Annotated in this window: 1 protein-coding gene; it reads right to left on the reverse strand. The window is 41.6% G+C overall.

Annotation, left to right across the window (positions count from 1 at the left end; translation table 11 throughout):
- Window positions 1-17: 17 nt before the first annotated feature.
- A protein-coding gene (locus tag J3491_RS11920) for an IS5 family transposase (RefSeq protein ID WP_156923961.1) occupies window positions 18-766 on the reverse strand; the annotation gives its coding sequence in 2 pieces (ribosomal slippage) (window positions 18-436 and window positions 436-766; 750 coding nt in all).
- Between the last annotated feature and the right edge of the window lie 44 nt (window positions 767-810).

Below are 810 nucleotides of genomic sequence, written 5' to 3' on the forward strand. Positions count from 1 at the left end.
CTAGGGTGTGTTGACAATTACCGTAAATGGATAATCGTCGCTGCTAAATAGATATTAGCAGCAAACGACTCATCCGTTTTTTCAGCACGCATGGCAATTTTCTTGAAATCTTTCAGCTTACAGAAGAAGTTCTCGATTAAGTGACGCCACTTGTACATTTCTTTATCGAAATCTCGTTGCTTTAAACGAGAGCGTTTAGGGGGTATGACCGCTTTGCTACCACGCTCTTCTAAGTCTAGCAGTAGCCAATCCGTGTCAAAGGCTCTATCAGCAAGCAATGCACCAAACTCTTTGTCTTTAATTAAAGGTTTAACGCCAGCCATGTCATGCTGTTGTCCTTTCAATAAAGTAAAATCAACAAGGTTGCCTAATGCATCAACCATTGCCATGATTTTAGTGGTCATACCGCCTCTTGATTTGCCAATTGCCTGATGACAAGCCCCCCTTTTGCGCCTTGTCCATGACGATGTACCTTAACAATAGTACCATCAATCATGGCATACTCTAAATCTGAGTCATTCAGAGCATTAAATAGCTTGCTGAATCTATCGCTTTTTACCCATCGACGGTAGCGCTTATAAACACTGTTCCAGTTACCAAATTCAGGGGGTAAGTCTCGCCACGGACTACCTGTTCGGACAATCCATAGAACAGCTTCGATAAATAGTCGATTATTTACCGCTGTTCTACCAACATCGGTCTCTTTACCTGAACAATACGGTGCTATCTTTGCCCACTGGGCATCACTTAGGGTTAATCTAGTCATAACACTATGATTATCAATTATTCTATATATGTCAACACACCCTA

The organism is Psychrobacter halodurans (assembly GCF_017498075.1).
GTDB lineage: Bacteria > Pseudomonadota > Gammaproteobacteria > Pseudomonadales > Moraxellaceae > Psychrobacter > Psychrobacter celer.